Genomic DNA, 23,632 nt, shown 5'->3' with positions numbered 1-23,632 from the left:
TCGACCCAGAGGACAATAACAATGATTATCTACGGTGTGGCTCTACTCTCCATCTGCACGCTGACCGGCATCTTTATCGGTGAAGTGCTCGGCAAACTAATCGGTGTCCCTGCAAACGTGGGCGGTGTTGGCATCGCCATGCTGATGCTCATCTTTCTAAGTAGCTGGATCGGCAAGCACGGCAAGTTTCATCCCAAGACCGAACAAGGCGTAGAGTTCTGGAGCGCGATCTACATTCCCATCGTCGTGGCCATGGCGGCCCAGCAAAATGTGGCTGGTGCGCTCAAGGGCGGCCCGGCGGCTATTCTTGCCGGCTTTCTGGCCATTGCAATCGCGTTTGCCCTGGTGCCAGTACTGAACAAGGTAGGCCGAAAAAAAACGGTGGCACCTGCCCTTGATCAGCTGGCCAGCGTACAACGGTGACTGACATGATTATTGAATCACTGACCAAGGTCACCCAGGCGTACGGCATGATCAGCGCCTTTGCCCTGATCGGCGTTACCATGTGGGTCTCTTACTGGCTCAGCGCCAAGCTGACCAAAGGACGTTTGCACGGCTCCGCCATTGCGATCTTTTTTGGACTGCTATTGGCTTATATCGGCGGGGTCACGACGGGCGGCCAGAAGGGACTGGTAGATATTCCGCTGCTCTCCGGCCTGGGCATACTGGGCGGCGCCATGCTCAGGGATTTTGCCATTGCCGCCACCGCCTTCGGCGTTAACGTGGACGAGCTCAAGGAGGCGGGTCTTGCCGGCGTGCTGTCACTGTTTGTAGGGGTGGGGACGTCGTTCATTGCAGGGGTTGCCGTGGCGCTTGCCTTTGGCTATACCGACGCCGTAAGCCTGACCACAATTGGCGCCGGTGCCGTCACCTATATCGTTGGCCCTGTCACCGGAGCCGCGATTGGTGCCAGCTCGGAAGTCATGGCGCTCTCCATTGCGGCAGGCCTGGTCAAGGCCATCGTGGCCATGGTCGCGACCCCGTTTGTGGCGCGCTATATTGGCCTGGACAACCCACGCACGGCTGTCATCTTTGGTGGGCTTGTCGGAACGTCTAGCGGCGTGGCTGGGGGACTGGCTGCAACCGACCCGAAACTTGTGCCCTATGGCTGTCTGACGGCTGCATTTTATACAGCGATCGGTTGCCTGCTCGGACCTTCGCTACTCTTTCTCGTCACACGTGCAATCTTTGGCTGAGCGTGATGCGGAGCCTTATGGCTCCGCATTCATCTTGCGTGCATACATCCGGCATTCAGCAAGAAACGCCAGCAGGTTTGGATCACGCTCCTTGCTACGCAAGAACACTACGCCAATTCGTTGTTGCAAGCGGTACTGAGGGGCTAGCGGCACCAGACGAATGCGGTTTTCATACACCGCCTCGACCCGCCCCGGCAGTAACGCGTAGCCCACGCCCGAACTGACCATACTCATGAGCGAGAAGATATCGTTGACCTGCATGATGACCTCCGGCTCGAACCCGGCTTGATGAAACACCTGCCGTCCATCCCTAAAGGTGGCAAAACCTTCAGTCAACGTCACGAAAGGCACTCCATGCAGATCACGCAGGTCCACCATATCCTGATGAGTGAATGGTGAGTCTGCAGGCGCGGCCAGATAAATGTCATCGCGAAAGAGTTCAACGCTCTCGCAATCGGGGTCAGCCACTCCGTCATCCAATGCGATGAGCATGGCATCCAGCTTCATGTTCTTGAGCTGGTAGGTCAGGTCGGCATTGGAGCCCAGAATCAGGTCGATATTGAGTTCGCTACGGCGAAGCTTGAGCCCCATGATCAGCTGAGGCACGGTCTTGACTGTAAGCGAGTACAACGCACCCAGGCGGAAACGGTCGGATGAGAAACCGGCTGCCAGACGCGTCAGCCGTATAGTCTCGGTCAGATCCTGCATGAGCTGTTGTGCCCGTGCTTCCAGAACGAAGGCCCCATCCAGTGGCGTGAGGTTGCGCCCTTCATGCTTGAACAGTGGGCAGCGCAGCGCACTCTCCAGCGAATGGATAGCCCGGTGGACACTGACATTGCTCGTTCCGAGCTCGGCTGCGGCCCGCCCCAGGTTGCCGCTGCGCATGAATGCCAGAAAGATCTCCAGCTTCTTGAGAGTCAGTTCTTCATCGATCGCCATGAAACGCCTTATCGTTCATTGACAGGGATGGTCCCATTGTTTCACGTCGCAACCGGGCTACGCTGGCACTTGTTTCCTTCCAGGCTATTGCCCCGAATCCATCTCGACTTTTACGCATTGGGGTGCCATTGGATATAGCTTGCAATCAGGCATTACAGCATTTTCCTTATGCGGAGTGCCGGATGGGGCCCAGTCGTAGTTTACCGCCTCTGCCCGGTACACGCGGTTGGTCACATAGCGATCCGTTGGGGCCGACTTGCCAGTGTACGGGCTGATGTATTCCCAGACGATCTCCCCCGCGGGCGTGATCTGGAAGAGACGGCCATTCTGACCTTCATTGATAAGAGTGTTGCCGTTAGGCAGGCGGCGGGCATTACTGATAAATGCACTGAAAAAGGTCCAGGGTGCGCGGCCAGACTGTACGGCTGTATATTGCCATACGATTTTGCGGGTCACGGGGTCGATCTCGAGAATACGGGACGCTGAAAAAATGCCCTTGCGTGCAGGAGGAAAACCGGCACTGCCCTGATTATCGAACAGCAGGAGGTTGCCAGCACCCGGCAAACCTTCAGGAATGAGGTGGGTGTCGTGCTGGCCTATGATCTGGTCTACAGGTCGTGGCACCGGACCGGCCAGCTTTACTTCAGGATAATCAGGCCCAAGCCGCCATACGACCTTGCCGGTCTTGCGCTCTACGATAAAGACCACATTGGCGTTGCGAGCGCTAACCATGATGTTGTCAGGCGCAAAGCGAGAATCGCCCTGCTGGTGCCAATGGTTGGCGCCAAGGGGTGCTGCCGTATTGAGATGCAGAAAATCCGGATCATCCGACTCACGAATCAGTGAGATCTGCTCGGGTGTAAATCCCAGCTCATCCAGGTGATCCGATACCCGCCATTGCCAGACCTGTTTTCCAGTTTGATCAATTTGTCGGATCAGATTATCAATCACTTGCGGCGCCGAAAAACCGGCCAACGGGGTCAGTTCACTGGTCAGCATCAAGGTATCGCCATTCGCCAGACGGCGTATGTCATGATGTTGATAGGCTGGGGCTTCACGGCTTCCCCACTGCCAGCGCACCTGTCCATCCCAGCTCACTTCCCCTACTACCTGGTTGTAGAGTCCATTCCCTGATGATGCCAGGGAAACCGGTTTGTCCAGGTTTCCCAACTGCACAAGTACGTGCCCTTTTTCTCCACCAGCCTGCTCCGGCGTCAGCGCAATCGACGGAAAGCCAGGATAACGCCACTGTTTTACCTCATTGCCATTCATGTCGATCAGGTGAGTATGCTGGTCGCTGCCATCAAACAGCACAAAGCTGCCATACGCCTTTTGGGGATCATAAAACGTCGTGCCGATTGGTACTGAGCTGGACATGGCTGATGCAGAGCCGCAAGCCAGCAGGCCAGCTAGAAGCAGAAACGATATCTTCGAGCGTATAGTCATTGAACCCTCATCCCCTTAACGTTCGCCATTAAATGGCTCGCCTGTGGATGCATTAGAGAGCAACGCAAGGGTAAGTGCACTGCACGCGCAAGGATGATCGGGAGATAGGCACCTGTGTTGAAGAGGTGAGACCGACTACTGACTCAGCACACGACCAATCACATGGGATAGCCACGCCCGGGCTATGGTATCGTTCACCTTTGAAAGACAGCGCTGTGGAGCTGCAATGAAATTCGTACACCAGCGCGAGCACCTTAACGAAGGTGATATGGTCGTTATCGACTGCTCGCAGACCTGCAATATTCGCCTCATGAACGACGCCAACTTTCGCAGTTTCAAAAACGGCGGTCGGCATACCTATCACGGCGGCGCGTTTGACCGGTTCCCCGCCAAGATCAAGGTTCCAAGCACAGGCTTCTGGAACATTACGCTTGATGTCGTGACGCGGCGCCCAATCAGCGTAACCCGCAAGCCGACGTTTACCCACTCCATTAAGATCGTCCGGAAATCCCCTTCCGATTTTCGTTAGGCAATGACCCTCCGCCTGCTCTGTAGCACGAGCAGGCGATTCGTGGGCTTTCGGGCCCGCCAGCAGGTGACTGACACTGGCTGACGTGCCCCGGGCTCAACGATCAAACAGACTTTGAAACCAGTCCCAGATACCAAAGGAAAAGTCCGGGAAAAAGTCGATATTCAGAGCTGACTTGAGAATGTAAAGGCAGAAAGTCAGCAGAATGGAGGCGACGGTGAACCAGATCAGCATCAACGAGCCTTTGACAAAGGCCTTGGCAAATAACGAAAGCTCTGATGTTCTTTTCTGCTCGTCTGCATGGCCTTTGCCAGCCACCATTACAAAGTAGTAACGACTACGAAAGAACTTGAACCTAGTCCGGACATCGACCGGGTGTTTGCTCCAAGGGCGAGTACCGAAGGCCAGCTTCAATGAGGCCAGTTGCTCGGCGGTAAAGGTGTCCCGCGTCTCGGCGGGTAGCCGCTCTTTAAGTCCCCGGATAAAGGCGTCTTGATGAATGGTCTTCTGGGTATTGACTGCGTCTTCTTTGCTGACGTAATCACTTAATCCCTGAACAAATGACTCAGGTTGTACGATTGTTTCCTGCATCGCCTTAATCCTTTTAAGTTGCGTATGCCTATCCCACGCTGCATTCCAGCGACTTCTTTAACTGCCAGATTTCTTCCTTACCATGCAGGTACTACTGCTGGGCTTTACGTCGAGCCTCCTCTTGTTCAGATATGACCCTTCTCCATGGGGATGATGAAGCGTCTTGTAACGGCACGCCTGCGTCAGCAGATGCAATACCTCGTTACGAAGATCTACTTCACGAAATAGCATCAATGTGCCATGTAGACAAATCAATGCTATTTAGTTCATGCCAGAAACTTTATTTAGCCCATGTGCAGGCAGTCACAGGCGCCATGTGCGGCACGTTTTGGAAGAAATGAGACGAGGTGCCTTTTTTCAAGGCGGTTCGCAGTCTAACCTTTCTCATGAGGTCATCAGGGCTAGCCCTTCCAAGGCTTCAGGAATTCCAGCAATAGCTCATTAACGCGCTCGGGTCTCTCCTCATGGGGTAAATGACCACACTGGTCGATGGCAACGGTCTTTAGGTCTGTGGCCAGCTCTGCCCATACGGACGGCATATCGAACAACTTGCCTACTGCTTCGAAATTAGCGCCCCAGAGTGACAATGTCGGACAGCTGATTTTCACGTCCGCATCTTCATTATCCTGCGCCAGGTCTTCAGCATTAGCACGGTAATCGGCCATGGCACCTCGGACCGCACCTGGCATTTGATAAGCCCGGACATAATGGTCAAAGGCTTCGCCCGTAATCGTCGTGGGGTCGTAGCACCAATCGGAAAAGAAATGTCGAAGCCATATGTCCTCCTTGCCTGAAATGAGACGTTCTGGAAGATCAGGCACCAGATGAAACATGAAGAACCAATAGTGCTTTGCAATGATTGCATTCATCTGGGTGGAAACCGTTCGTGTTGGCACATTGTCCATAACGACCAGACGTTCGAGCCGCTGTGGATGATCCTTGGCAAAGCGCGTAGCAACACGTGCACCGCGGTCATGGCCTACCAGAGCTATACGCTCTATCCCAAGACTATCCAACAGGGCACACAGGTCATTGGCCATGGTGCGCTTGTCATAGCCTGTCGACGGCTTTTCAGTCTCACCATAACCTCTTAGATCAGGCGCAATAACGCGATAGTGCTGCGCCAGCACCGGGATCTGTTGGCGCCAAGCGTAGGAAGTTTCAGGAAAGCCGTGCAACAGCACGACGGGCGCCCCGCTACCGGCATCCACATAATGCTGGAGAATGCCATTTGCACGCCTCTTGTGATGAGTGACTGCAACCTCTTGCATAGTGAACGCTCCAGCAGTGTTCAAAGGTATGACGTTAAGAACCGCTTTGCCCTGACATCGTTCCGATAGCATCGTCCACTGAATCAAAGGACGGCAGACAACCTCGGTCACCATGTTGCAAGGGTTGAAATGAGCAAACTAGACCATCGCCTGCGGCGTTACTTGTAAAGTGCCCGCCCTCACCCTAGAGCCTTCCCTCTTTGTTTTCTCCTTCAGCGGCACAAAACTCCATGCTTCCAGGTGACTTATCAGTCAAAAGCAGGATGCCCCTTCACCCTAAAAGGTGCATGAACTCTGGGTTGTAGCCGCATCGTCTGATCACTACTACTTTTGTAGTACAAATATAATTTCACTACAAAAAAGCATTGACGACCTTTTTAAGGTCATGCAATCTGACCCTGCTTTCGCTAGAAAGAGGCCAAAAAGGCCTTCTGGCTGCGCTCCGGGTAACCCTCGGGCCATCCTTTGTAGTAACTGCCCATAAAGCACTACATAGAGTTGTAACTGTACGGAAACGGTTAGATGACCCCAGCGGTTCGGTCAGCATCAGGTGAACGACCTGATCCAAGGTATTCGTCTTTAGCGGTATCCCTGCAGGGTGTATCACTAGAGATTTCTTGTCTGCTGTTTCGCTTCCTTCAGTCGCGCTCGACGTTGAGCCCAGTGCTGCGCTTATACGCGGCACGCAGGTCACGGTAGGAAAAACTGTTCGAAAGTCATTTTCAGCCGAGAAGGATTGACCCCATGTCCATTTATCAAGACGAAATCAATGCCATCGCAGCCTTGAGAGAAACAGCAGGCAAGAGTTGGAACGCTATTAACCCCGAATATGCCGCCCGGATGCGGATACAAAACCGCTTCAGGACCGGACTGGATATTGCGCGCTATACCGCGGCCATCATGCGCAAAGACATGGCTGAGTACGATGCCGACTCCTCGGCATATACCCAGTCCCTGGGCTGCTGGCACGGCTTTATCGGCCAACAGAAGCTTATCTCCATCAAGAAGCATCTGAAGACCACCAACAAGCGCTACCTGTACCTGTCAGGCTGGATGATTGCGGCGTTGCGCTCGGAATTCGGCCCACTACCGGACCAGTCCATGCACGAGAAGACGGCTGTTCCGGCTTTGATCGAGGAGCTGTATACCTTTTTGCGTCAGGCAGATGCACGCGAGCTGGGTGGCCTGTTCCGTGAGCTGGATGCTGCCCGTGCAGCAGATGAAAACGCCAAGGCTGCAGCAATCCAGCAACAGATCGACAGCTATGAAACCCATATCGTACCGATCATTGCCGATATCGATGCGGGCTTTGGTAATGCGGAAGCCACCTATTTGCTGGCCAAAAAGATGATCGAGGCCGGAGCCTGCTGTATCCAGCTGGAAAACCAGGTCTCGGATGAAAAGCAGTGCGGTCACCAGGATGGAAAGGTCACGGTCCCCCACGAAGATTTTCTGGCCAAGATCAATGCGGTTCGCTACGCATTCCTCGAGTTGGGAGTAGATGACGGCGTTATCGTCGCTCGCACAGACTCCTTGGGCGCCGGGCTGACCAAGCAAATTGCCGTCAGTAAGCAACCGGGCGACCTAGGCGATCAATACAACAGTTTTCTCGATTGTGAAGAGATCAGCCCTGCCGAACTGAAGAACGGAGACGTCATTCTCAACCGTGATGGAAAGCTGCTGCGTCCCAAACGTCTGGCAAGCGGCCTGTTCCAGTTCCGTCAGGGCAGCGGGCAGGATCGCGTTGTACTGGACTGCATCACATCGCTGCAAAATGGGGCAGACCTGCTATGGATTGAAACGGAAAAGCCCCACGTTGGCCAGATCAAAAGCATGGTTGACCGCATCCGCGAGGTCGTTCCAAACGCCAAGCTGGTCTACAACAACAGTCCTTCCTTCAACTGGACGCTGAACTTCAGACAACAGGTCTTCGACAGTCTGCAAGCCGAAGGCACGGACGTATCGGCTTATGACCGTACCAAGTTGATGAGCGCAGAGTACGACGAGACAGAACTGGCCCGTATCGCTGATGAGAAAATTCGGACCTTCCAGCGGGACGGCTCCCGGGAGGCAGGGATATTCCATCACCTCATTACCTTGCCAACCTACCACACGGCGGCGCTGTCGACGGATAACCTGGCGAAGGGTTACTTCGCTGATGAAGGCATGCTGGCCTATGTAAAAGGCGTTCAGCGCCAGGAGATTCGCCAGGGAATCGCCTGTGTGAAGCACCAGAACATGGCCGGCTCCGATATCGGGGACGATCACAAGGAATATTTCGCAGGCGAGGCAGCCCTCAAGGCGAGCGGCAAGGACAACACCATGAACCAGTTCCATTGACGAGTAACGTTATTCCGGCCCATCCGGGCCGGTTTTACCGTAAGTGACTTGTTTACCGTTTCCTTCCGAGTGCCACCGGAAGCTGTCTCACGAGGAGCCCTATCATGGATCTCAACAACCCAACCCTTGATGACTTGAAACAACTTTATGCCTCCTGCAAGGACAAAAATGATCACCACATCCTGTGGATTTGCTCATCCGGCAAGGTGCATATCGATCGGCTTCCGGCAAACGTCGACCCGGAAGCCTTCGAGAAGGAAAAACCGAACATGAAGGTTCGCTTCAAGACCTATCATCGTGGCAAAGGCTATGTTGGCAAGACCGCTGCGGCTGACGAGACGTTCATGTCACGTATGTACCGCACGCTTCTCGAACAATGGTCGAAGGCTCAAAGCAGCCCACGTGTTCAATACATAGAAAAATACTTCTAAGACTATTCGGGCAGCCCTTGCGGCTGCCCTTCTTACATACAAAAACCAAGGCATGCCCTGGTTTTTTATGCTGTGATCCGATCGCAAAAAAGCAACCTCCCACAAGGCCGCGTAGCGACTAACAACTCATCAAGGAGGCGGTGCCAATGCTTCAATGCCTTGCTTGGGCTTAAGGATAAATGGCTTTTCAATCATAAGAAACGTGATCGTCGAAATACCGCACACCAGCAACAGGATAAAAGGTAAAAACGCAAGGTAGCTGGTAACGCTTCCGCCGGTTACGGCAAAGCCATTGCACAGCGTAAAGACAACGTACAGAACGATGCCATGCAGCAAATAGATGCTGTAGCTGATCTCGCCCAAAGTCTTGAGGCCGCGCCGACTAAGCAGGCCAAACAGATCGTTTCCCAACGCCATGATCAGGAAAGCTATGCCCAACATGCTTACTTGCAACAACGAAAAATAGTCATCCAACCCCATGCTGATACCAATCAATACCACGGCAAGCACCGCCGCAGGTTTGCTCCTGAGCTTGGAAATCCAATGAGGACGGTGGTTTTTAACAAGCACCGGTAGGAAACCGGCCAGAAACAGAATGCCTAATGACGCATCAATAAAGTGAAAATAATGTGCAGGTATTACAGCAAGGGCGACAAGCAGAGAACCAGCCAGATACCAACCATAGCCTTGGCGATTCAAAAGAGCTGCCAATACCGGTAACAGTAAATAGAAAAACCACTCGTATTTTAGTGTCCATTGAACACCTGCCGTGATCAACCAGCTGTCTTCAAATCCATTAAAGGAGGATCCCTTGAATATTCCCCATCGTATTATTTCTTTCACCAGTTGAGGCAAACTGACCAAGTGGAATTGAGTCTGATAAAAACTGACAGCCGCTACGACTAGAACAGCAAAAACGTACAAAGGCATTATTCTTTTGACTCGAGAGCTAAAAACCCTTTTCCAGTCAATACTACTTTTGTTATAAATTTTTCCGAAAAACAGGAATCCGGTGATCATAAAGAACATAGATACGGGAACCGCGCCCATATTGTTCATGATGGTATTATCAGACCTGCCCCACTCTCCCGTTGCCTTCCAGTTATAGGTAACAAAAAAGTGGGAACATACGACCGATGTCGCCAGCAAGCCCCTGAGTGCATCCAGCGGAGAAGATCGTGAAAGCGCTTGACTTGACAGGATAGTGGTCTTGCTGAAGACATGGTCAAGTACGAAGAGCGAAATTATATACAGCGATATAATTCCAAAGGTCATCGTCATTTGGTTGAGTTCTCTTTCAATAATTCCATTTATGATCGGTCAGATAAACGCCATGACAGCCACTACGGCTCATCTGACTTCAGTTTTAACCAGACGCGCACTATGAAAGCAGTGCGATAGAGCCCTTCATCGTAAAGAAACTCACCTTGCTTAAACAATGATAGCCATTTGACCAATACATCTTGTATGCCGCAAAGATGAAGCAGCCCGCTCCCTCACCCTATCCTCTTACTCTTTTTTTAAAAGCCAAACCAACGAGAACCAATCAGCTGCTGCGCCTTATATAGTGGCAATTTGATAACTCATTAAAATCGTTGCAACCCATATTGACATCACATAGTCCTAGATATTAAGCGCACATTATTTGTAGTTTACTTTATAAATTAACCACGTAGTACATGTCGAATAATTGATCTAATTCTCAAAAAAACTTCTACTCTTTTTTTGCCATGAACTAACTTAGCAGCCGTGAAAGTTCTCATCTCATCGGAGCATGTTTATTCATGGAAAGGGATTACAGAAGTGACATAGATGGTCTAAGAGCAATAGCTGTGCTGCTTGTATTACTTAACCACGTTGGGGTTTCTGGTTTTGGGGGTGGATTTATAGGGGTCGATGTCTTTTTTGTGATTTCAGGTTTTCTTATTACACAAAACATTGCCGCTCAGGCCGAAAGGAGCAGTTTCAGCTTTACCCGTTTTTATTTAAACCGCATCAAGCGTTTAATGCCTGCACTGACAGTAGTCATTTTCTGCACAAGCATTGCCGCTTTTTTTGTTTTATTACCAAACGATTTGATTGGCTTTAGCCGAAGTGCATTGTTTTCCTACTTCGGACTTTCGAATTTTTACTTCTGGAAAGATACGGATGGCTACTTTTCATCCAGCAGTCACGAGGTTCCCCTGCTGCATACCTGGTCACTGGCGGTTGAAGAGCAGTACTATTTTGTCTGGCCGTTGCTATTTCTGCTCGGCTACCGTCTGTTAGGTAAACAGCTGTTCAACTGGGCGATCCTTGCCGTACTGGTCGTTGCCATTGTCATCTCCGAGCTAGGCGCACTATACAAGCCATTGTCTGCCTACTATCTCTTGCCGACACGGGCCTTTGAGTTACTGATTGGAAGCGCTTTGGCCATGCACTGGAGAACACTGGGTAGTCCCGGCAAACACTTGTCTACCCTTGCAGGTCTGGCAGGTCTTGCTCTGATCCTGATACCGGCGTTGGTACTGGACAAGGCAAGTCCTTTCCCAGGGCTGAATGCACTCTGGCCATGCCTGGGAGCAGCATTGCTTATCTGGTCCGGCGGTCATCATCGTACCGTAGCGTCTCAGTTGTTGTCGTTGCGGCCGCTGGTGTTCATTGGCCTGATTTCGTATTCCTTGTATCTATGGCACTGGCCGCTGATCGCTTTTCATAACTATGTTCATGGAAAGATTACGGCGACAGATCAGATCATGCTGGTCAGCGTTTCCCTTGCGCTGGCATACCTCAGCTGGCGCTTCGTGGAGCAGCCTTTCCGTACTCAAATCAAATTCAAGCCGCAAAACACATTCGCATTTCTTTATCTCTTGCCGGTCCTGATGACCACGTCATTTCTGGTGGTAGCTGCCAAGCTGGAAGGCTTTGCGTCCAGGTACGACAGTACGCTCCTGACAATGGATAAAAACGTCAAGGAAGTTTTCCCCAAGCTAAGGGCAGGCTGTTTCAACGGCGCGGACCTGTTGAATCCGTTATCTGCAGATCAGTGCAAACTCGGTGTTCAGGACAAGAAAGAAGTAGATGTTCTGCTGGTAGGTGATTCGCACGCCGGGGCAATTACCGGCATGATCGATGTCATGCTCAAGGAGGCCAACCTCCGCGGATACGATATAACCCGCTCCAATACTATCTACCTGCCAGGTGTGGCGGGTGTTCATGTGAACCCACGTCGCAATCACGTCGACAAGTCGATTGAGCTGACCTCCCCGGTTATCAGTAACCTGATTGAAAAGAGTCAGTTCAAGTATGTGATTCTGTCCGGGCGTTGGGCCATGTATCTGTATGGCTTGAACGAGCCGGGGATGACGGATTTCTACCGTATCCGCCCCGACGCGCCTAGTGACGACTTTATCGCCATGAACACGCTGCAGACCGGTCTTCAAAACGCAGTGGCCAAGATTGTGGCGTCTGGTGCTACGCCTGTCATTATTGAGGACGTTCCAGAAATGGGCGAAGACCTGCACCGCTGCGATATCAAGAAGCTGGCCTTCGAACTGGATGGCGACTGCTCTATTCCAGTCGTTGCGGTGAATGAGCGGCAAAAGGACTTCGACACGATTATCGATAACCTGAGCAAGGTACATCCAGGCATTGTTGTGATCGACCCGAAAAGGGTGATCTGTGATACCGAACGCTGCTACTCGTCGCTCGAGAATGTACCGCTCTATATGGATGGGGACCACTTGAACACGGTCGGCTCCTCACTCATTGGGCGCAAATACATCACGGCTTATGGCAATCCGTTCAAGGTGCCTCAAGGTCTGCTGCAGACATCCAACGCTGCGAGCAGTCAATCCAGTACCGTTATACGATAGAAAGAAAATGGCCCGCCCAAACGGCGGGCCACATCAGACACTATCCTTAAAGCTGATTACCTGTTTTTAGCACCGATACTGTCTTGGTCAGTAGCACTCTTAAATAGGCTGGTATTATTGACTTCTAATGGCCTAGAAGTAGTTATCAAGTCTCGCTTAGCGCCGCTACCCGGTTTTTAAATCAGATAAGCTCAAAGCAAATAATGCGGGAAGGTGTAGGCATACGCAGCTCGCAGGGTCAAAGTTTCGCCTAGCCATGCGCAGCGTGTCGAACACACCAATAAAACGAAACGGGTATTGGACGCAATTAGCCAGAGCACGGCGTGCAACGACACGAATACCAGGCGCTCTCCCCTTACTGTTCGCCCTGAAATTCATCCAGCTGTATCTATAGTTACAAGGTGTTACCACCTAAGGTACAAACCATGGGGCCAGTCAGGGATGCCAGACCGGCTTTATTTCGCAGCCTGCGGCTGCCTCATCTGGATAACGGGTTGCACATGTCCCCTAAGGATCTGCTTCTAGCCCTGGTCGTCATTGTGGCGTGGGGTCTTAATTTCGTGGTTATCAAGATCGGACTGCATGGCGTACCTCCCATGCTGCTTGGCGCGCTGCGCTTTACCCTGGCTGCCTTACCGGCAGTTTTCTTCGTCAAGCGACCCGCCATTTCATGGAAATGGTTGCTGGCCTACGGCGCCACCATTTCATTGGGCCAGTTTTCCTTTCTGTTTTCGGCCATGTATGTGGGTATGCCCGCAGGTCTTGCCTCTCTGGTACTTCAAGCTCAGGCATTTTTTACGTTGCTGATGGCCGTTCTGTTTCTGGGCGAGCGCTTCCGCCCCCAGAACCTCATCGGCCTTATCATTGCTGCAGGTGGGCTGATTTTCATTGGGATGGAAAGTGGCGGTAACCTGAGCGTATTGGGATTTGTCCTCACCCTCTGCGCGGCCGCCATGTGGGGGATGGGAAATATCGTCACCAAGCGTATTGGTCAGGTCGATATGCTGGGGCTGGTCGTATGGGGCAGCATTGTTCCACCGATCCCCTTTTACCTACTGTCGTACTGGCTTGAAGGTCCTGACCTGATAGTAAGCGCCCTGCAAGGGATCAGCACATCATCGATTCTGGCCGTCGTTTATCTGGCCTTCGTTGCTACTTTGCTGGGCTACTACTTGTGGAGCCGTCTGCTCTCGCGTTACCCGGCAAGCCAGGTTGCACCGTTTTCGCTGCTGGTGCCGATTATCGGTATCGCTTCGGCAGCTGTATTTCTGGATGAGAAGCTCACGTCGTTCCAGCTGGTCGGTGCTCTGCTCGTCATGGGGGGCCTAGCAGTCAATGTGTTTGGTGGCCGTCTGTTTGCACCGCGGCAACGTGTATTGAACTGACACACCTGTTCCTGCTGTTTTCTTTAGCGAGCCGTCCTCCAGCGGTTCGCTTTTTTTTTGTAAAAACCGTAAATCCGGCAACAGTTAAACACACCTTCCGCCGATACCTTTTCATCAAACTGCCACTTATGGCATTGCTGGAAAGGTTTCATGTTCAAACGTTCGAAAGCCACCAGCCAACGTACTTATCGAGTCGTATGGCCCTTCATCTTTATCGTCTGCCTGCAGGCGCTGGTGGCTGTTGCCAGTCTGAATCTGCTGTCGACTGTCAGAGGCTATGTGACGGCTGAGAGCTTATGGAGCAAAAGCCTGGGCAACGCCATGCTGGCGTTGAACACTTACATCGATACGGGCGAGCCGAGCCACTATCAGATGTTTCTGGACTACTTCAAGGTCAATCAGCTCGATCGGCAGGCGCGTGACCTGCTAGCGGCACGTGGCGACCCTGAAGAGGCGTATAAACTGCTGGTTGCGGCGGGCAATCACCCTGCTGATATGCCGGGTATGATCCGCCTGTTTCGCTGGGCTCATACTGTCGATCCACTTCGGCAAGTTATCAATCACTGGCATGTGACCGATCCTCATATGGATGAGCTTCAGGCTTTGGCTCAAACGGTGTACGCCCGCTCAGCGGACGCGTCGCTGCGAGACCGTGAGCACTGGAAGCAACAATTGCTCATGCTGCATAACCGTATGCTACCGGAAACCATTGCCTTTTCTCGTGTGCTAGGGGAAGCCTCACGTCACTTCATTCACGTCCTGCTTCTCATCAATTTGGGAACTGCTCTGCTGCTGGTGGGCCTGACGACCTGGCGGATGCATACGCTGGTCATGCAGCGCCGCGCGTTCGAGCGGGCACTTCAAAAAGAGAAAGAACGGGCACAGATTATCCTCGCCTCTATCGTCGATGCCGTTATGGCAGTCAATGCCAATGGGCGTCTGGAATATCTCAATCCGGCCGCGGCGCGCCTGATTGGTCATACAGCGGAAGCGGCTGTAGGAAAGCCTGTCGATGCGCTACTGGATATCCAGACTGAAGACAGTGGCACCTCGACCCCAGTGCCTGTCAGCACTCGGCTATTTGCAGGCGAATGGCAATCCAGCGACGTAACCACGCACTACACCTTGCGCAGCAGTAACGGCAAGTCACTTCCCGTTGCCCTTGCCAGCGCTCCATTGGGACAGGTGAATGGACAGGCGGGCGCTGTCCTGGTGTTGCATGACCGGACTCGCGAACGGGAATACCTTGATCAGCTGGCATGGCAGGCCGCTCACGATCCTTTGACAGGGTTGCTTAACCGACGCGAGTTCGAGCGGCGACTAACACTGCTGCTGAAAAACACACAGGACAAGCACGCGTCTCTGCTTTTTTTCGATGTAGACCAGTTCAAGATCGTCAATGACACCACCGGCCACTTTCAGGGCGACCGCCTGCTGCTGCAGCTCTGCACCTCCCTTCAAAGCCTCTTGGATGCCAACGACACGTTGGCAAGACTGGGGGGCGATGAGTTTGGTGTATTGCTGGAAAACTGCACCCCTGAGGCTGCCGAGTCCCTTGCCGAGCGCTTGCGGCTGCTGGCCCGCAGTCAGGACTTCCAGGCAGCAGGCCAATGCTTCAAGGTGGGCCTGAGCATCGGTATCGTCCATCTGGGCGGCCGGGAACTCAGTAGTGAAGATGCCCTACGCATGGCGGATCTTGCCTGCTATGCCGCCAAGGACAAAGGCCGCAACCGGATCCAGGTCTATACCTATGATGATAAGGAAATGACCCAGCGTCAGGGCGAAATGACCTGGGTGCAGCGAATTCACAAGGCGCTGGACGAGGATCGCTTCTGTCTGTACGCCCAGCCTATCTATGGAGTTGGCCCACAGACTGCACATGATCGCCATGTCGAGGTCCTGCTCCGGCTTCACGATGAACAAGGCACGCTGATAGGCCCGTTCGCGTTCATTCCTGCTGCCGAACGCTACGGCCTCATGGGGTTATTGGATCGTTGGGTCATCAACGAGGCCTTTGCTATCTGCGCCACCTTGCCGCCGAAGCTGTTAAGCGTATGCGCCATTAACCTGTCAGGCTCGTCATTGGGCGATATGTCCCTGATCGATTACATTCAGGATCGTTTGGCCCTGCACGCAGTTACGCCCAACCGGATCTGCTTTGAAATTACCGAAACCCACGCCATAGCCAACCTCAATGCCGCACGTACGTTTATCGAGACCCTAAGAGAGTTGGGTTTTCGCTTCTCTCTGGATGATTTTGGCGCAGGGATGTCTTCGTTCACATACCTCAAACATTTGCCGGTGGACTATCTCAAGATCGATGGCAGCTTTGTGAAAAACCTGCTGGAAGATCCGGTCGACCGAGCCACTGTTGATGTGATCAATCGTTTGGGTCATCTCACCGGCAAGCGCACCATTGCCGAATTTGCAGAGACTTCCGCCATTATCGAGGCCTTGAAAGTGCTCGGGGTGGATTATGTACAGGGTTATGCCGTCTCCCACCCTCAGCCATTCACCCGTCAGATATGCGCTCAATGGGCTACCGAACTATGGGCGCCTGAGGAGCCTCAGGCAGACACAAAGCCTGTTCATTTCAACTGAATCCCTCACTGCCCCAACGGATCGGTTGGGGCACGTTGACTTTTAATCCCCTTCAGGTGCGTGGTTACACTTATAGACTGGCTGCGTAGCTCGGCCTAACTGATCTCGCTACTGTAAAAGGCACAGCTGGAGAAGTATTGATTCGTCCTAAACGATATTGTATTGTTATGTTATAACATTTATAGATTATTTCTTATGAACGAGCATGAGCTCATGGCACAACCTGTAGAAGCCTATATGAGTGAAGCCCAACAGGCTTTTTTCAAACAGCGGCTGGAGACCGAACGGAAAGAGTTGTCTCGCCAGATCGATGCTGAATTCCAGGCCCTACGAACGCTTGAGTATTCTGCAGATGCCGCGGACATCGCCACCCGGGAAGAGCAGCAGCAGTGGCAGCTACGCCAACTGGAGCGCCAGAAAAAGCTGATCGACAAGATCGACGCCGCTCTCGATCGCTTAGCTCAAGGTACCTACGGCTGGTGCGAGGAAACGGGTGAGCCTATAGGCCTTGGCCGACTCCTGCTACGCCCGACAGCCATCCTTTGTATCGAAGCCAAGCAACGACAGGAACAACGTGAACGCCATGTCCGCCAGGATTGATCCCTCCCCTTATCTTTCTTCACTGCCTGTAACGGTACTGTCCGGCTTTCTGGGTGCCGGCAAGAGCACCTTGCTGAACCATATCCTTAAAAACCGTAAAAACCGGCGGGTTGCGGTCATCGTTAACGACATGAGCGAAGTCAATATCGACGGAAGCGAAGTGCAACGTGACGTCAGCCTCAATCGCGCGGAAGAAAAACTGATCGAAATGAGCAACGGCTGCATCTGTTGCACGCTGCGTGAAGACCTGCTTGAAGAGGTCAGCCGCTTGGCACGCGAAGGCCGCTTCGACTACCTGCTCATCGAGTCGACTGGCATTTCCGAGCCGCTTCCGGTTGCCGAGACGTTTACCTTCCGAGACGAACAGGGTACCAGTCTTGCCGATCTCGCACGGCTCGACACATTGGTCACCGTTGTAGATGGTGTCAACTTTCTGCAGGATTACCAGAATGCCGACAGCCTGGCTTCGCGCGGTGAGACGTTGGGTGACGATGATGAGCGCTCCATTACCGACTTGCTGATTGAGCAGGTAGAGTTTGCAGACGTCATTCTGATCAGCAAGATAGACCTGATCAGCCAGGCCGAACGTGAAGAACTCGTTGCGATTCTGAAGCGACTCAATACGCATGCCCGTATTCATTCAATGGTAATGGGTGACGTCCCACTGGATATGATTCTCAACACCGGCCTTTTCGATTTTGAACGCGCCGCACATGCGCCGGGCTGGCTCAAGGAAATGCGTGGCGAGCATATTCCTGAAACGCAGGAGTATGGCATTGCCTCTACGTCCTATAAGGCACGCCGCCCCTTTCATCCCCAACGTTTCTTCGACTTTCTGAATCAGGATTGGCATAACGGGCGACTGCTTCGCTCCAAAGGATACTTTTGGCTGGCCTCCAAGCCAGAAGAAGCCGGTAGCTGGTCTCAGGCGGGAGGGCTTATGCGCCATGGCCCGGCGGGCCAATGGTGGCGCTTCGTCCCTAAAACGTCCTGGCCTCAGGATGAAGAAAGCCTGGAGAGCATCATGGCTTGCTGGAACCCGGAGGTAGGCGACTGCCGCCAGGAACTCGTGTTTATCGGTCAGAATGTGGACTTCAACCTATTGAAGAATGAGCTTGACTGTTGCCTGCTAACCGATCAGGAGTTTGCACTAGGGTCGCACGTCTGGCGTACCTGGCCCGATCCTTTTGGGGACTGGACAGACGATCAGGCAACCAACTGATCGGACACCACAGTAGATTGTAGAAGCGTGCTTCGCTCTTTCATGCCGAGCATTACTTGGTCGCACCGTTGTGCCTGAGTGTAGAACCTGCCTAAAACCCCTCTCGCTATTCAGGCTCAAGCATGGATAGCGGCTTGAGGGTTATCATGGGCGTTTAATGGGACGTGTCATCCCTTACAAGGAATATCATGCGGTTTGCTTGCGTTAAATCGGCGATGCCTGCTCGTCGACTCATTCCACTGCTGGGATTATTTCTGGTATCAGTCACCTCATTTACCAGCGTTGCCTTGGCTGAAAACCATACGACCTATCCGCTTACCGTGACAAATTGCAGACATACACTGACCTTTGCGGATTCGCCCAAGCGAGCCGTTACGCTGGGACAGGCCAGTACAGAGTTGTTGCTCTCACTAGGCCTAGCTGATCGTATGGTGGGAACAGGCATCTGGTTCGGTCCGATTCAGCCCACCCTCAAGGCCGATAACGATAAGATTCCTCGGCTTGCTGATAACGCACCCAGCTTTGAAGCGGTCGCCAACACATCGCCGGATTTCGTCGCTGCGCAATACACCTACCATATTGGGCCGAATGGCGAAGTGGCCACGTTCGAACAGCTGGCGTCACTGGGTATCCCTGCCTATATAGCGCCGAGCGATTGCGAGGGGAAAGAGGTAACGGCTACGTCCAATGCCGACGGTAGCCGCACCAAACCGTTCACGCTCGATCTGATAACCCAGGAAATCCACGAGCTTGCACGTATTTTTGATGTCCAGGCGCGCGGCGATGCCCTGGCCCATCAGTTGGATGAGCGCTTGAAGCAGGCTATTGCCCAAGCCGGGCAACACACGCATATGCCTCAGTCGGTCGTGTACTGGTTTTCCAGCTCACGCCTGGAAGGTGATCCATGGGTAGCCGGTCAGCAGGGTGTCCCGGCGTATATTTCAGAGGTGCTCGGCCTGAATAACGTTATCCAGAGCAACGATGAATGGCCCAGCGTCAGCTGGGAGCAGATTGCCGCCCAGGATCCGGATCTGCTTGTCATCACGCGGATGGAAAGACGCCTCTATCCAGCAGACGATGTGGAGAAAAAACTTGCCTTTCTTCGCAGCGATCCCGTAACACGTCAGCTCAAGGCCGTCCGGAATAATCAGATTATCGTTGTGGATGCGCAGTCACTTAATCCTTCGATGCGCGTTCTGGACGGTATCGAGGCGATTTCCAGTGCTCTGGAAACGTCTCACTCCAGGCCAGTCCAATGATACAACCGCTGTCCAATGATCGCGGCAGGCCCTGGCGCCTGCTGTTTGCGTTGCTGTCACTGGTTTCGCTGGGCGTTTCGATATTAATGGCGGCATCGCTGGGAGAAATGCAGATTCCCTTCGATATTACGCTGAAGGCCATCCTCAATGGGCTGGGCTGGGGAGACTATGTACTTAACCCAATTCAGCAAGGCATTGTCTGGGAATATCGACTGAGCCGCGCTCTGGTCGCTGCATCCTGCGGTGCCGGGTTGGCATTATGCGGTGCGATTCTGCAAGCTCTCCTACGCAATGCGCTGGCCGAACCCTACGTGCTGGGCATTTCGGCGGGTGCGTCTACCGGAGCGGTTGTCGTTATGTTGCTGGGCATAGGTGCCGGCACCCTAAGTCTCTCAGTTGGGGCATTCCTAGGTGCAGTGCTGGCCTTCGTACTGGTTCTGCTTCTGGCAGCAAAGCTCAACAGTGGACCGACCCGCATTTTGCTGGCAGGCGTAGCAGGCTCCCAGCTTTTCAACGCCCTGACGGCGTATATCGTGTCGACGTCCGCCAACGCCGAGCAGGCTCGAAGCGTGATGTTCTGGCTCCTGGGGAGTCTGGGCGGTATCCGCTGGCCGGACGTCACCCTGGCCGTGGGTGCGGTCGGCATTGGCCTCGTGGCCTGCCTGTTTTTCGCCCGTACGCTGGATGCGTTCTCGTTTGGTGAAGAAACCGCAGCCTCTCTAGGTGTTCCGGTAATCGCCGTGCGCCTGATTCTTTTTGCGCTGACAGCACTGATTACCGCTACGATGGTCAGCCTTGTAGGCGCGGTAGGGTTTGTAGGCCTGGTCATTCCCCATGCCGCACGCTTTCTGGTAGGTCCGTCGCACACTCGACTTCTGCCCGCATCCATTTTGCTGGGTGCCAATTTTCTCGTGCTGGCGGATATCGTCTCTCGCATACTGGTTCCCCATCAGGTCCTGCCTATCGGGGTCGTGACCGCGCTGGTAGGTGCGCCGGCCTTTGCGCTGATCCTGTATCGTACGAGGACATCACCATGACCCTGGCTGCACATCGCGTCTCCTGGTCGGTGAGTCGTCGCCTGCTGGTGGATGGCGTAACGCTGGAAATTCCCAAGGGAGGCGTCATAGGTCTGATCGGCCCTAATGGGTCGGGAAAATCTTCGCTGCTCCGGTTGCTGGCAGGCTTGCGCACCCCTACGGACGGCAGTGTCACGCTGGATAACGACCCGGTAAGCCGCCTGCCTCGCCGTACGGTGGCGCGGCGAATCGCTATGGTCGAGCAGCACGCTTCGACCGAGGCTGACCTATCGGTCCTGGAAACGGTACGCCTGGGCAGAACGCCTCACCGAACGGTACTCTCGCCCTGGACAGCCAGGGATGACCAGGTGGTGGAGCAAGCGCTACAGCATGTTGGCATGCACAACAGCCGGCATCAGCGTTGGCACACGCTTTCCGGTGGTGAGCGCCAGCGGGTACAGATTGCGCGCGCCCTGGCCCAGGAGCCAACCGAACTGTTGCTGGACGAGCCGACCAACCATTTGGATATCCAGCATCAGCTCGAGCTGCTTTCACTGATTCACCGCCTTCCACTGACCTGCGTCCTGGCCATCCATGATCTGAACCTGGCGGCTATGTTTTGCGATACGCTGGCCGTTCTACACAAGGGCCGCTGCATTGCCTCGGGACGGCCGCAAGAGGTGCTTACGGCAGAGCTTATCCATTCGGTGTATGGCGTCAGAGCAGAGGTAGCCCCCTCCGCCTATCACGGAAGACTGCATATTCAATACCTGATATGAGTCGCGCCACTTCTCAAGTATCGAGGGTCCGGAATAACGCCTGCCTGTCAGCCCGAACCATAGCCAGTTTCAACAGCCATCTCACCCTGTGTATGTCTTCTTTATCCGACTGATACAGCCAGTACCGTCACCATCGCCAACCCAATCGGCAATGCTTCCTTACTAGATCGCTTGTAAAAATTACGTGAAAAAAATGTTTAGTCTTTGTAAATAATCCTGAAAATGGGATCTCTTTAAGTGAAAGGAATCACACTCTCAAAAGCTTATTGGCTTTAAAAGGAACTAACCCCATTTTTGCCCCCCAATGCAATTCATGTTTGGGCAACTGCCTGCTGTGTTTGCATTGCAGGGCTAGCAGTGTCCAGCTTTAACTCAGTTACCGCTATGCAGTAAGGACACCTAATGGAATGGTTCCACGTATTAATCCTTTCACTCATTCAAGGGATTACCGAGTTTCTACCTGTCTCCTCCTCCGCACACCTGATTCTACCCTCCCAGCTCTTTGGCTGGCCGGACCAGGGGCTCGCCTTTGATGTGGCCGTACATGTAGGAACCCTTCTTGCGGTGGTTCTGGCCTTTCGTCATGAGGTTCTGGCGACAGCCATGGGCTGGACCCGCCAAGTTGTAACGCGCCAGTCGAGCCCGGAAAGCCGGCTTGGCTGGGCGATCATTATCGGTACTATTCCAGCAGCACTGGCAGGCCTCATGCTGGAGCATTACATCGAAAGCTATGCCCGTGCAGCCTTGGTAATCGCGACCTCCACCATCGTTTTCGGCTTGATCCTGTGGTGGGCGGACGCCAAAGGCAGCCGTACCCGGGACATGGATAGCCTGAGTTGGCAATCAGCCCTGGTGATTGGTCTGGCGCAAGCACTAGCGCTGATCCCCGGCACATCACGCTCCGGTATCACCATGACCGCAGCGCTACTGCTTGGTTTTACGCGTCAGGCAGCAGCCCGTTTTTCCTTCCTACTGTCGATTCCGCTCATCCTGGCTGCCGGGGGACTTAAGACCGTTGAACTGATCCAGACGGGCACCGATGCACAATGGGTCGATATTGCCTGGGGTGTCGGGCTGTCGTTCATCTCAGCATTGCTGTGCATCAAGCTGTTCCTGAAGGCCCTCGACAAAATCGGCATGCTTCCATTTGTGATCTATCGCCTCGTGCTTGGCGCAGTCCTGTTCGCCTTGTTTATCTAAATCACTCACAGGGCGGTCTGCTACAGGCGGCCTGCCCTGGTGAAAACTAGATGTTTTCAGCGCAAAAACAAAAACCCCGCCGAAGCGGGGTTTTTTACTCACTCTCTCTGCATCCTGCAGAGCAGCCATCCTGGCTAATCAATCATCCGTGATCTGATGCAGCACATCCTGTGCTCAAGTGATGCGCATAGAATACAGAGCAATACAGGAATGCCACAGCGCCAACCCTGCACACAGCGTGTAAGCCTTTTGCTATACCGAGCGGGAAATAGGCTGACACGGTTCTAAAACCCCTAGTCTCAGCATTGGCAGATGGCAGAGCTCAGTTGCCGCTGGGAGCCTGACTTCCCTTTAGCCAGCAGAAGGATTCAGGGCGAAGCATGAGTACCTGCCCTTGCGGAATCAGCAGGTGTGGCGCCTGTTCGTATGGAATACACCCATATAGCGCCATCAACGTTCGGATAATGCCTGCATGGGCAACCAGCACGGTGTCTTGCTTCAGATCTTCTCGGAAATAAGCCAGTCGAAGCAGGGCCTGGGCATAACTTTCGCCCTCTTCGAACTGGAAGTTAAAGGCGTCCTTTCTCCAGTGGGTAAAGGCCTCAGGATAGCGGCCCTCAATCTCATCCCAACGAAGCCCCTCCCATGTACCAAACGAAATCTCAGCAAGGCGTTCGTCGGCACGATACTGCTCGGGTGGCAACGTGAGCTGGGCCCGAACGATCGCCATTGTTTCACGGGCGCGAATCAGAGGACTTGAAGCGAAGTCCAGCGCACCAGGACTGGGTAACAGCCAATCGAGCAGAACCCCCACCGCCTGTGCCTGCTCTCGACCCTTGGCGTTGAGCGGTATGTCTCGGCGGCCCTGCATGCGACTCTCAACGTTCCAGTCGGTCTCTCCATGCCGGATCACATAGAGCGTTGGTGCCTGAGCAGTCATCACATGCTTCCTTATCGGATCAGTTAAGCGGCG

20 protein-coding genes are annotated in these 23,632 nt (G+C 53.5%); 14 read left to right on the top strand and 6 right to left on the bottom strand.

All coding sequences use genetic code 11. From position 1 onward, the window contains the following. Window positions 1–21 precede the first annotated feature (21 nt). Together madL and madM are read left to right on the top strand one after the other, a co-directional pair. Complete coding sequence (gene madL, locus JQR86_RS20135; RefSeq protein WP_010798972.1) at window positions 22–423, top strand: malonate transporter subunit MadL; 402 nt, start codon at window positions 22–24, stop codon at window positions 421–423. Between the two features lie 8 nt (window positions 424–431). After that, the gene (gene madM / locus JQR86_RS20130) at window positions 432–1,196 is read left to right on the top strand and encodes a malonate transporter subunit MadM (protein ID WP_026003682.1); all 765 of its coding nucleotides are present in this window, start codon (window positions 432–434) and stop codon (window positions 1,194–1,196) included. Window positions 1,197–1,211: 15 nt separating this feature from the next. Here madM and JQR86_RS20125 read toward each other — a convergent pair whose 3' ends face one another. Together JQR86_RS20125 and JQR86_RS20120 are read right to left on the bottom strand one after the other, a co-directional pair. Further along, window positions 1,212–2,135, bottom strand: coding sequence for a LysR family transcriptional regulator (locus JQR86_RS20125; protein ID WP_434155301.1), 924 nt, complete (start codon window positions 2,133–2,135; stop codon window positions 1,212–1,214). 84 nt (window positions 2,136–2,219) lie between these two features. Continuing rightward, window positions 2,220–3,581 carry an aryl-sulfate sulfotransferase gene (locus JQR86_RS20120; protein ID WP_312270647.1) on the bottom strand — a complete coding sequence of 454 codons (1,362 nt, stop codon included), beginning with the start codon at window positions 3,579–3,581 and terminating at the stop codon, window positions 2,220–2,222. A gap of 184 nt (window positions 3,582–3,765) precedes the next feature. On the opposite strand from JQR86_RS20120, the gene JQR86_RS20115 reads away from it, so the two are divergent. Continuing rightward, a complete protein-coding gene (locus JQR86_RS20115; protein ID WP_173869118.1) occupies window positions 3,766–4,110 on the top strand; it encodes a DUF1883 domain-containing protein in 345 nt (114 codons plus the stop codon). 96 nt (window positions 4,111–4,206) lie between these two features. Here the strand turns inward: JQR86_RS20115 and JQR86_RS20110 are convergent, their stop codons facing one another. Continuing rightward, on the bottom strand, window positions 4,207–4,701 hold the full coding sequence (locus JQR86_RS20110; RefSeq protein ID WP_434155300.1) for a 3-phosphoshikimate 1-carboxyvinyltransferase: 495 nt from the start codon (window positions 4,699–4,701) through the stop codon (window positions 4,207–4,209). 401 nt (window positions 4,702–5,102) lie between these two features. Beyond that, window positions 5,103–5,972, bottom strand: a complete 870-nt coding sequence (locus JQR86_RS20105) for an alpha/beta fold hydrolase (RefSeq protein WP_125888829.1) — start codon at window positions 5,970–5,972, stop codon at window positions 5,103–5,105. A gap of 744 nt (window positions 5,973–6,716) precedes the next feature. Between JQR86_RS20105 and JQR86_RS20100 the strand changes: the two genes are divergently transcribed. Together JQR86_RS20100 and JQR86_RS20095 are read left to right on the top strand one after the other, a co-directional pair. Next, window positions 6,717–8,312 (top strand): isocitrate lyase, encoded by a 1,596-nt coding sequence (locus JQR86_RS20100; RefSeq protein WP_434155299.1) that lies wholly within the window; start codon window positions 6,717–6,719, stop codon window positions 8,310–8,312. 104 nt (window positions 8,313–8,416) lie between these two features. Beyond that, window positions 8,417–8,743, top strand: coding sequence for a hypothetical protein (locus JQR86_RS20095; protein ID WP_010798964.1), 327 nt, complete (start codon window positions 8,417–8,419; stop codon window positions 8,741–8,743). 129 nt (window positions 8,744–8,872) lie between these two features. On the opposite strand, the gene JQR86_RS20090 is transcribed toward JQR86_RS20095, so the two are convergent. After that, the gene (locus tag JQR86_RS20090; RefSeq protein ID WP_181123519.1) at window positions 8,873–10,024 is read right to left on the bottom strand and encodes an acyltransferase family protein; all 1,152 of its coding nucleotides are present in this window, start codon (window positions 10,022–10,024) and stop codon (window positions 8,873–8,875) included. A gap of 503 nt (window positions 10,025–10,527) precedes the next feature. Between JQR86_RS20090 and JQR86_RS20085 the strand changes: the two genes are divergently transcribed. The 9 genes from JQR86_RS20085 (at window position 10,528) to JQR86_RS20045 (ending at window position 22,659) form a co-directional block, all read left to right on the top strand. Then, window positions 10,528–12,597, top strand: a complete 2,070-nt coding sequence (locus JQR86_RS20085) for an acyltransferase family protein (RefSeq protein WP_434155298.1) — start codon at window positions 10,528–10,530, stop codon at window positions 12,595–12,597. Window positions 12,598–13,097: 500 nt separating this feature from the next. Then, window positions 13,098–13,982 (top strand): EamA family transporter, encoded by an 885-nt coding sequence (locus JQR86_RS20080; RefSeq protein WP_434155465.1) that lies wholly within the window; start codon window positions 13,098–13,100, stop codon window positions 13,980–13,982. A 150-nt stretch (window positions 13,983–14,132) separates the two neighbouring features. Next, the gene (locus tag JQR86_RS20075; RefSeq protein ID WP_434155296.1) at window positions 14,133–16,583 is read left to right on the top strand and encodes an EAL domain-containing protein; all 2,451 of its coding nucleotides are present in this window, start codon (window positions 14,133–14,135) and stop codon (window positions 16,581–16,583) included. A gap of 195 nt (window positions 16,584–16,778) precedes the next feature. After that, complete coding sequence (gene dksA / locus JQR86_RS20070; RefSeq protein WP_434155294.1) at window positions 16,779–17,183, top strand: RNA polymerase-binding protein DksA; 405 nt, start codon at window positions 16,779–16,781, stop codon at window positions 17,181–17,183. Next, window positions 17,167–18,405, top strand: coding sequence for a zinc metallochaperone GTPase ZigA (gene zigA, locus JQR86_RS20065; RefSeq protein ID WP_434155291.1), 1,239 nt, complete (start codon window positions 17,167–17,169; stop codon window positions 18,403–18,405). The genes dksA and zigA overlap by 17 nt, the downstream gene beginning before the upstream one ends. A 188-nt stretch (window positions 18,406–18,593) precedes the next feature. Beyond that, complete coding sequence (locus JQR86_RS20060; RefSeq protein ID WP_404628456.1) at window positions 18,594–19,664, top strand: ABC transporter substrate-binding protein; 1,071 nt, start codon at window positions 18,594–18,596, stop codon at window positions 19,662–19,664. Then, window positions 19,661–20,701: a FecCD family ABC transporter permease gene (locus JQR86_RS20055; protein ID WP_074828310.1), complete on the top strand. Its 1,041-nt coding sequence runs from the start codon at window positions 19,661–19,663 to the stop codon at window positions 20,699–20,701. The genes JQR86_RS20060 and JQR86_RS20055 overlap by 4 nt, the downstream gene beginning before the upstream one ends. After that, window positions 20,698–21,459 carry an ABC transporter ATP-binding protein gene (locus JQR86_RS20050; protein ID WP_010798953.1) on the top strand — a complete coding sequence of 254 codons (762 nt, stop codon included), beginning with the start codon at window positions 20,698–20,700 and terminating at the stop codon, window positions 21,457–21,459. Before JQR86_RS20055 ends, JQR86_RS20050 begins: the two co-directional genes overlap by 4 nt. A gap of 402 nt (window positions 21,460–21,861) precedes the next feature. After that, window positions 21,862–22,659 (top strand): undecaprenyl-diphosphate phosphatase, encoded by a 798-nt coding sequence (locus JQR86_RS20045; RefSeq protein ID WP_074828313.1) that lies wholly within the window; start codon window positions 21,862–21,864, stop codon window positions 22,657–22,659. 322 nt (window positions 22,660–22,981) lie between these two features. On the opposite strand, the gene JQR86_RS20040 is transcribed toward JQR86_RS20045, so the two are convergent. Next, the gene (locus JQR86_RS20040) at window positions 22,982–23,599 is read right to left on the bottom strand and encodes a histidine phosphatase family protein (protein WP_434155288.1); all 618 of its coding nucleotides are present in this window, start codon (window positions 23,597–23,599) and stop codon (window positions 22,982–22,984) included. Between the last annotated feature and the right edge of the window lie 33 nt (window positions 23,600–23,632).

Origin of the sequence: Pseudomonas sp. JZ134 (assembly GCF_051027695.1) — a bacterium.
Lineage (GTDB): Bacteria > Pseudomonadota > Gammaproteobacteria > Pseudomonadales > Pseudomonadaceae > Chryseomonas > Chryseomonas luteola.
Note: the sequence above shows the minus strand (reverse complement) of the source record. Positions and strands in the feature narration are given on the sequence as shown.

Coding starts and splice junctions, on each gene's coding strand:
- zigA (WP_434155291.1), top strand. CDS start 17,167: ATGTCCGCCAGGATTGATCCCTCCCCTTATCTTTCTTCACTGCCTGTA.
- JQR86_RS20105 (WP_125888829.1), bottom strand. CDS start 5,972: ATGCAAGAGGTTGCAGTCACTCATCACAAGAGGCGTGCAAATGGCATT.
- JQR86_RS20075 (WP_434155296.1), top strand. CDS start 14,133: ATGTTCAAACGTTCGAAAGCCACCAGCCAACGTACTTATCGAGTCGTA.
- JQR86_RS20055 (WP_074828310.1), top strand. CDS start 19,661: ATGATACAACCGCTGTCCAATGATCGCGGCAGGCCCTGGCGCCTGCTG.
- JQR86_RS20085 (WP_434155298.1), top strand. CDS start 10,528: ATGGAAAGGGATTACAGAAGTGACATAGATGGTCTAAGAGCAATAGCT.
- JQR86_RS20125 (WP_434155301.1), bottom strand. CDS start 2,135: ATGGCGATCGATGAAGAACTGACTCTCAAGAAGCTGGAGATCTTTCTG.
- JQR86_RS20080 (WP_434155465.1), top strand. CDS start 13,098: ATGTCCCCTAAGGATCTGCTTCTAGCCCTGGTCGTCATTGTGGCGTGG.
- JQR86_RS20050 (WP_010798953.1), top strand. CDS start 20,698: ATGACCCTGGCTGCACATCGCGTCTCCTGGTCGGTGAGTCGTCGCCTG.
- JQR86_RS20040 (WP_434155288.1), bottom strand. CDS start 23,599: ATGACTGCTCAGGCACCAACGCTCTATGTGATCCGGCATGGAGAGACC.
- JQR86_RS20045 (WP_074828313.1), top strand. CDS start 21,862: ATGGAATGGTTCCACGTATTAATCCTTTCACTCATTCAAGGGATTACC.
- JQR86_RS20060 (WP_404628456.1), top strand. CDS start 18,594: ATGCGGTTTGCTTGCGTTAAATCGGCGATGCCTGCTCGTCGACTCATT.
- JQR86_RS20090 (WP_181123519.1), bottom strand. CDS start 10,024: ATGACGATGACCTTTGGAATTATATCGCTGTATATAATTTCGCTCTTC.
- madL (WP_010798972.1), top strand. CDS start 22: ATGATTATCTACGGTGTGGCTCTACTCTCCATCTGCACGCTGACCGGC.
- JQR86_RS20120 (WP_312270647.1), bottom strand. CDS start 3,581: ATGACTATACGCTCGAAGATATCGTTTCTGCTTCTAGCTGGCCTGCTG.
- JQR86_RS20110 (WP_434155300.1), bottom strand. CDS start 4,701: ATGCAGGAAACAATCGTACAACCTGAGTCATTTGTTCAGGGATTAAGT.
- JQR86_RS20115 (WP_173869118.1), top strand. CDS start 3,766: ATGGTATCGTTCACCTTTGAAAGACAGCGCTGTGGAGCTGCAATGAAA.
- JQR86_RS20095 (WP_010798964.1), top strand. CDS start 8,417: ATGGATCTCAACAACCCAACCCTTGATGACTTGAAACAACTTTATGCC.
- JQR86_RS20100 (WP_434155299.1), top strand. CDS start 6,717: ATGTCCATTTATCAAGACGAAATCAATGCCATCGCAGCCTTGAGAGAA.
- dksA (WP_434155294.1), top strand. CDS start 16,779: ATGAACGAGCATGAGCTCATGGCACAACCTGTAGAAGCCTATATGAGT.